This window comes from Ectobacillus sp. (genome assembly GCF_056992975.1).
In genome coordinates, this window is record NZ_JBXKMX010000015.1 from 1 (window position 1) to 6,749 (window position 6,749).

Below are 6,749 nucleotides of genomic sequence, written 5' to 3' on the forward strand. Positions count from 1 at the left end.
AGCGCCGAGGAGGCTCCCGAGCCGCCCGCGGAAAGCTCGCACCTGGAGCGGAAATCAACAGGCAAGTTTTTTAACAGAGCCTTTTTATAAATCAGCTTCTTACCTTGCATCATGAACGCTACTTTCCTCGCATATACTGGTACAAGCGTAAAGAGGAGGGACTTTTGTGAATGGGCTAGAAGCTTTTTTATTAGGTATTATTCAAGGGTTAACGGAATTTTTGCCGATTAGTAGCACGGGCCATTTATACTTGGGTCGTCATCTAGTTGGGTTAGATGACGCTGGTTTATTTTTAGATACGATGCTTCATCTTGGAACGTTACTAGCAGTAGTTGTTTATTACCGGAACGAGTGGATTCGCATTATCAAACGTCCCTTTAGTAAATTGACGTTTCTTCTAGTTGTAGGAACAATACCTGCCGTTATTATCGGACTTTTATTTAAAGATTTTTTTGAGGAAATATCAAAAACAGGAGTGACCATCGGGTGGGAATTTTTAGCAACAGGCTGTTTTCTATACATAGCCGAAGTAGGAAAAAGTGGGAGTAAAAAGATGAAGGATATTACTTACAAAGATGCCCTAATCATTGGCTCCTTTCAAGCGTTTGCTATTTTTCCAGCTATTTCTCGTTCTGGTATGACAATTGTCGCGGCATTATGGCGTAAGCTAGACCGGGAAACAGCAGCCTACTTTTCGTTTTTATTATCCACACCGGCGATAATTGGAGCCATCGTATTACAGACAGGAGATATTGTACAAGGAAAAGCAGAAACGATTTCGGGAGCTTCTCTATTTATTGGTACGCTATCCGCAGCGTTTTTTGGCTACATAGCCGTTTCGTGGATGATTCAATTTTTAAAGAATCATTCCTTAAAAATATTTTCCTATTATGTATGGCTGCTTGGCATACTTATACTTAGTCTTCAGTTTTACGGTGTTTTCTAAGATAAACGTTACATAATATGCGATGAATTATCCTATAGAACAGTGATACAGCCATTGTTATTATAGGCAAAAACATGGTACTCTTTTACTAGCAGTATATTTTGTTTAGAAGGGTAGGTATTTTCTTGGGTAGTAAAGTAGTAAAAGAGATATGGAGTTGGATTCGTTCCATAGCCATTGCTTTTGTATTGGCCTTCATTACAAGTGTTTTTCTGATTCAACCTTATAAGGTTGAAGGACATTCTATGGATCCGACATTACGAGATCAAGAACGGATAATGGTTTCAAAGCTATCACACACATTTTCTCAAGAACCTAATTATGGGGATGTTGTTATTATTGATAGTCGGGTGGACCGGGCACGTTCTGTTCTTGACGATATTACAGAAAATGCGCTATTTCAGCTTGTTACAAACAAACGCCAAGATAGCTTTCTTTATGTAAAGCGTATTATCGGTAAGCCTGGAGATGAAATTGAGTTAAAAGATCATAAGTTATATCGAAATGGCACTCTCGTAGATGAGCCTTACATAAAAGAAGAAATGACGCTAGTCGCACAAGGAAAATGGAAAGTACCGAGTGGACATGTATTTGTAATGGGTGACAATCGCAACAATAGCAAAGACAGTAGAGAAATTGGATTTGTTCCAATCGATCATGTATTAGGATCAAAGGTATTTGGGTTTTAGCATCAGAGGGAATAGCCTTCTGATGCTTTTTTATGCAAGCAATGAGGGGATTTATAAAATTTTGCTCTTTACTTACAATTCAAAAAAAGATAAGTTAGTTGCAATAGTAATTTGAGATGGTCATTTTGTCATGAAAAAAAATAGTTATGTAGCAGTAGGAGTGAACTGAGAATGTTGTCAAAACTGAATCGTTTTTTGGAAAAAGTGATGCCGATCATTACACCAACAAGTGTAGTACTAGGTGTATTTTTTGCTGACCATCTGAAATCCTTTGCTTTTCTTGTTGCATGGATTTTTGCTTTTATTACATTTACAGGAAGCTTGGGTTCGAGCTTTAAATCATTAAAGCGTGTTGTTCTTCATCCGCTGCCAACAATCGTTGTGCTAGTTATCTTACACATCCTCATGCCAATTGTTGCTTGGCTGCTTGGGCATCTATCATTTAGCGGGGATCCATTCACAATAACCGGATTAATTTTAGCGGTTGTAATCCCAACAGGTGTTACTAGTTTAATATGGACTACTATTTATAAAGGGAATGCGGTACTTGCGTTGTCTATTATCTTAATTGATACACTATTATCTCCTCTTATTGTTCCCTATAGCATTGCCTTATTAGGCGGCGGTGCTGTTTCTATGGATGTATGGCCGATTATGAAAGGTTTACTAGGAATGGTCGTTCTGCCTTCTGTTTTAGGCATGCTGCTAAATCAGCTGACAGATGGGAAGGTAAAAACGACAGTAGGAAAACCATTGTCTCCGTTTTCTAAAATTGGAGTAGGTCTTGTTGTTATGATTAATAGTGCCAATGTCGCACCTTACCTCGTACATATAAACGGAAAACTTGTTTTGATTTGTTTCATGATTCTAGTTATTTCCACTTCCGGTTATGCTCTTTCATGGTTAACGGGGAAAGTACTTCACTTTGATAAAGAGGATGTAATAACCTTAACCTTTACAGGAGGCATGCGAAACATTAGCGCAGGTGCAGTTGTAGCCATTACCTATTTTCCTGCTGCAGTAGCAGTTCCTGTCATACTCGGTATGTTATTTCAGCAAACACTAGCATCGCTTAATGGTCATGTGCTAGATCGATATTATAAAAAAAGAGAAATGGCAAAAGCAAGTTAAATTTCAAGAAAGGACTGTGATATAGATGAATAAACCTCGCATATTACAAATTCTTCCGATGTATCATGAAGAAGGAGAAACGATTCTTCGCAAGGGTGCCAATGTCATCCAAACAAATGAATATGATATTTTGCACTTATGTAAATTAGCAGGCGATGTTGACGGAATTGTTTTACGAGCACCTGCAAAAATTACAAAAGAAGTTATAGACGCTGCTCCCCATTTAAAGATGATATCTGGGGCAGGTGTCGGTCTTGATAATATTGATGTAGACTATGCAACGAAAAAAGGAATTGCTGTTTTACATGCTCCGTCGGTCAATAAAGTTTCTACGGCAGAACATACAGTCATGTTCATCATGGCGCTTAGTAAATCTGTCATTTCATTCCATCATGAAATGAAACAAGGTAACTACCAGGCAAGAAATACCATACCCACCTATGAATTAAAGGGAAAATCGGTTGGATTGATTGGCTTTGGCAATATTGCACAGGAAGTGGCGAAGCGATTGGCACTCGGACTTGAAATGAAGGTAACGGCATGGGTTAGGAGCTATGATTCTTCGAAACAGAGCATAGCACATGCAATAGGTGTGAACCTAACAACTAATATAGAAGAAGTCGTAAAACAAGCTGATTTTGTGTCTATTCATATTCCGCTTCAAGAAAGCACAAAGCATTTTTTTGATGCAAACCTTTTATCGTATATGAAACCTTCTGCGTATTTGATTAACACTGCCCGGGGAGCAGTCGTTAACCAGGAAGATTTGTATCATTATGTACTAGAAGAAAAAATTGCGGGAGCAGCTCTAGATGTATTTGATCCTGAGCCTCCTGCAAAGGATTTACCACTATTATCACTACCAAATGTTCTGGTAACGCCTCATGTCGCAGGGACAACAGTTGAATGTAACTATATTACAGCCACGACAGTAGCAGAAAATGTCATTCGCTTTTTTCACAGAGAGAAAGTAGAGTATATTGCAAATCCAGAAGTTTTGACACGAATATAAGAAAGATAGGAGCCGTTTTATAAATGGCTCCTATTACATGTTACATTCATAGCTATTGCAGACCATTTTGAAATGTACTTATCACTTTTCCATCTAGAAACGTAACACGGCCCATTGTTTTGGATGTCTTACCTGGCCATGCATAATCCACTTTATAGATAGGCGTTCCTTTTTCTCCAGATTCATTGATTACCTCACCTTCGCTTCCAAGTAATTGCCTTACTTCTTCATAGCTCATTCCTTCCTTGATAGTAGCAAATTGGGTAGCGGAAATCCCTGTTGTATTTATAGTTTCTACATTATCGACCGGTTTTTGCTGTGTTCGCGAAGTTTGGATATCTGCAGAGCATCCAGATAAAAGCAAACCAGTTATCGTGATTACTAGTAGGAACTTCATAAGCACTCCTCATTTCCTTTTCTATCATGTATTCCCAGAAAATGATATAATATTGTAAAGTTTTGTTAATTATATCATATAGGAGAGATAGAAATGTTTAGCAGATTACGAATAAGTATGATTACCCTATTTCAGGTGATGATCGCAACGATTTTAATTCTTTGTTTGCCTTCGTTGTTTACCTATAATCATACTGTTTCCTTTCAACCATTCTTGTACGTATTTGCAATAGAAGATTTGCTATACTCCCTTAGTAAGGTTAATCTAATTACGGTTTTTTCAAACATATGGAGTCCATATTCTTATTCTATGATCTTGTTAGCAAGCGCATTTTTTATTGCTTTTACTGTAGCAATGATACTAAGCATTCTATATATGATTTTTAACCAAACGATGAAAGCATGGATAAAGCGGTTGTTATTTGTAATGGAAGCTATTCCGGATGTAATGATCATCGTTGGAATACAAGCATTACTCATTTGGTTCTTAAAGCAAACAGGGCAGATGCCGTTTCAAATTATAAATTTCGGAGCAAAAAAGGCATATGTGATTCCGATCTTATGCTTATGTATTTTGCCAAGCATTCAATTATTTCGAATGCTTATTCTGCATCTAGAGGATGAGCAACGGCTCCCATATGTTTTAGTCGTAAGAGGGAAAGGATTTTCCTTTTCCTATATTGTCATCATTCATCTGCTGCGCAACGTATGTATCCATTTATTTCATCACGCCAAAACAATGTATGGATTGATGCTCTCTAACCTTTTTATCCTAGAGTACATCTTTAACATGAACGGGATTATGATGTATCTCATTTCTTATGGAGTAAAAAAATTAGATGTTAGTTTTCTTATTATTATCCTATTTTTCATTCCTTATACCATTTTCGATATCTTCGGTTCACTTATGATAGACCGATTTAGCGGAAGAGAGGAGGGGGTCGTATGATGAAAGAGAGGATGTATTCGAAACGTATCGTCATTGGTATAGTGGCACTTGGAATCATACTGATGGCGAGCCTATTCTATCCGCTATATGTGAAGGATCTGCCGGCGCCTAAGCAATTGCTTTACAACGGGAATAAGGATTTAATTGCTGTTGCTCCGTTTACGCCACTGCAAATGCCTCCATTTGGTACAGATCGATACGGCGTACCCATTCTGTATAAAATTGTAGAAGGGGCAAAATATACAATTGGATTTGCAATTTTCGTAAGTTTTTTTCGAATATTCGTCAGTGTATGTATGGGTATATGTATGAGCTTTCGTAAGCGAATGAAAAGGATTCAACCAAGCATTTTCTACAATTCCACCTATTTTTCTTGTATATATTTTGATGGCACCTGTATATATTAGTCTTACTATTTATGATGCTGTACCATCCTCGCAATGGATCATCATCCTGTATCAATTGGCTGTTTGTATGGGTGTAGGTGTACCTATGCTATCTGCGTATGTGTCAGAAGAAATTGATGAATTAATGAAACAAGAGTATGTAAATAGCGCCATTTTAATGGGGGCATCAAAATGGTACTTAGTAAAAACTCATATACGCCTATTTCTAAGAGAAAAAGTACTGATTCTTTTTATGCAGCACATTGTACAAGCTTTAGTGTTATTCGTTCATTTGGGACTTCTCCATTTTTTTATTGGCGGGCAACGCGAAATTCAAATCTCTACTATGGATACAAAATATGTATCATTAACAAGTGAATGGGCAGGATTAATTGGGTTAGATCGATACGAATTTAATCTGGCACCGTGGATTGTACTAAGTCCACTTTGTGCATTTGCGATTACCATTTTCTTTCTCAACCTGATTACTGAGGGAATAAGGGATGCCTGTAATAATAAGGGGCAGAATAAATGGGAACAGCAACAAGATGATATATCGAACTATACTGTAACTCTTGAGAAAGAGGCGTTTGCAGTACTGCATGCTCCTTTAGATAAAAAGGATGACTAGCATACAGATAGGAGTATGTACAACTATTTCAACATTTTTGTGAAATGTATCCGTTTTCAAAAATTAGGTGTATAATAAAGATGTAATAAGAAATACCTAATAATAGATTGATAGGCATTTAAAATGGAGGTGCATGGATTATGAATGGCATGACTTTCTTTGCAATTGCATTAGCAGCATTACTTCTTGTTGCATATCAACAAATGGCTCAGCAAAAACGTGCGATGGTTCCGGTTAAAATAGACGATAATGACGAACAAGGTTAGTTTTTTTCAGGCTAGTTAGACGTCTGTCTCTACATAATAAGTCTGAAACTCAAGTTCAAAAGTTAATTAACAATAAAGTGGAGTACCGACTTATAAAAACAGCAAAAAACATCAGTTGAATGGCTGATGTTTTTTGCATTCTCACGGTGCTATTTCTGGTACAGTTCAGTGATAGCGAAAAAGTTGAATTACACTTAGGATAGAATCCGCTTTTCCCCTTCAATTTCTTGAATCGGACTGATATTTTGCGTGAATTCAAGAGTACCCATGTATTCTCCATTTTCATCTCGTACTGCAAAATAGCGAATGTATATATATTTATCATGAAACTTAATCCAGAAAT

Annotated in this window: 9 protein-coding genes and 1 pseudogene; 8 read left to right on the forward strand and 2 right to left on the reverse strand. The window is 37.2% G+C overall.

All coding sequences use genetic code 11. The features are described 5' to 3' along the window. Positions 1 to 166 precede the first annotated feature (166 nt). From AC11ZT_RS00630 to AC11ZT_RS00645, 4 genes are all read left to right on the forward strand, one after another. Positions 167 to 946 carry an undecaprenyl-diphosphate phosphatase gene (locus tag AC11ZT_RS00630; protein WP_484057752.1) on the forward strand — a complete coding sequence of 260 codons (780 nt, stop codon included), beginning with the start codon at positions 167 to 169 and terminating at the stop codon, positions 944 to 946. 125 nt (positions 947 to 1,071) lie between these two features. Then, positions 1,072 to 1,635 (forward strand): signal peptidase I, encoded by a 564-nt coding sequence (lepB, locus tag AC11ZT_RS00635; RefSeq protein WP_484057753.1) that lies wholly within the window; start codon positions 1,072 to 1,074, stop codon positions 1,633 to 1,635. Positions 1,636 to 1,806: 171 nt separating this feature from the next. Then, the gene (locus AC11ZT_RS00640; protein ID WP_484057754.1) at positions 1,807 to 2,766 is read left to right on the forward strand and encodes a bile acid:sodium symporter family protein; all 960 of its coding nucleotides are present in this window, start codon (positions 1,807 to 1,809) and stop codon (positions 2,764 to 2,766) included. Positions 2,767 to 2,791: 25 nt separating this feature from the next. Further along, positions 2,792 to 3,778, forward strand: a complete 987-nt coding sequence (locus AC11ZT_RS00645) for a hydroxyacid dehydrogenase (RefSeq protein ID WP_484057755.1) — start codon at positions 2,792 to 2,794, stop codon at positions 3,776 to 3,778. A 52-nt stretch (positions 3,779 to 3,830) separates the two neighbouring features. Here AC11ZT_RS00645 and AC11ZT_RS00650 read toward each other — a convergent pair whose 3' ends face one another. Then, positions 3,831 to 4,175, reverse strand: coding sequence for a hypothetical protein (locus tag AC11ZT_RS00650; RefSeq protein ID WP_484057756.1), 345 nt, complete (start codon positions 4,173 to 4,175; stop codon positions 3,831 to 3,833). Between the two features lie 93 nt (positions 4,176 to 4,268). Between AC11ZT_RS00650 and AC11ZT_RS00655 the strand changes: the two genes are divergently transcribed. From AC11ZT_RS00655 to AC11ZT_RS00670, 4 genes are all read left to right on the forward strand, one after another. After that, on the forward strand, positions 4,269 to 5,123 hold the full coding sequence (locus AC11ZT_RS00655; protein ID WP_484057757.1) for an ABC transporter permease subunit: 855 nt from the start codon (positions 4,269 to 4,271) through the stop codon (positions 5,121 to 5,123). Further along, entirely contained in the window at positions 5,120 to 5,530 is a 411-nt protein-coding gene (locus AC11ZT_RS00660; RefSeq protein WP_484057758.1) for a hypothetical protein, read from the forward strand. The genes AC11ZT_RS00655 and AC11ZT_RS00660 overlap by 4 nt, the downstream gene beginning before the upstream one ends. Then, positions 5,511 to 6,140 carry a hypothetical protein gene (locus tag AC11ZT_RS00665; protein ID WP_484057759.1) on the forward strand — a complete coding sequence of 210 codons (630 nt, stop codon included), beginning with the start codon at positions 5,511 to 5,513 and terminating at the stop codon, positions 6,138 to 6,140. The genes AC11ZT_RS00660 and AC11ZT_RS00665 overlap by 20 nt, the downstream gene beginning before the upstream one ends. A 140-nt stretch (positions 6,141 to 6,280) precedes the next feature. Next, positions 6,281 to 6,406, forward strand: a complete 126-nt coding sequence (locus AC11ZT_RS00670; protein WP_484057760.1) for a hypothetical protein — start codon at positions 6,281 to 6,283, stop codon at positions 6,404 to 6,406. 194 nt (positions 6,407 to 6,600) lie between these two features. Here the strand turns inward: AC11ZT_RS00670 and AC11ZT_RS00675 are convergent. Continuing rightward, positions 6,601 to 6,749, reverse strand: a pseudogene (locus AC11ZT_RS00675) (DUF438 domain-containing protein); the annotation flags it as partial.

Bases quoted from the DNA above. Each gene is read 5' to 3' on its own strand.
- AC11ZT_RS00640 (WP_484057754.1), top strand. From the start codon at position 1,807: ATGTTGTCAAAACTGAATCGTTTTTTGGAAAAAGTGATGCCGATCATT.
- AC11ZT_RS00645 (WP_484057755.1), top strand. From the start codon at position 2,792: ATGAATAAACCTCGCATATTACAAATTCTTCCGATGTATCATGAAGAA.
- AC11ZT_RS00650 (WP_484057756.1), bottom strand. From the start codon at position 4,175: ATGAAGTTCCTACTAGTAATCACGATAACTGGTTTGCTTTTATCTGGA.
- AC11ZT_RS00655 (WP_484057757.1), top strand. From the start codon at position 4,269: ATGTTTAGCAGATTACGAATAAGTATGATTACCCTATTTCAGGTGATG.
- AC11ZT_RS00660 (WP_484057758.1), top strand. From the start codon at position 5,120: ATGATGAAAGAGAGGATGTATTCGAAACGTATCGTCATTGGTATAGTG.
- AC11ZT_RS00665 (WP_484057759.1), top strand. From the start codon at position 5,511: ATGGCACCTGTATATATTAGTCTTACTATTTATGATGCTGTACCATCC.
- AC11ZT_RS00670 (WP_484057760.1), top strand. From the start codon at position 6,281: ATGAATGGCATGACTTTCTTTGCAATTGCATTAGCAGCATTACTTCTT.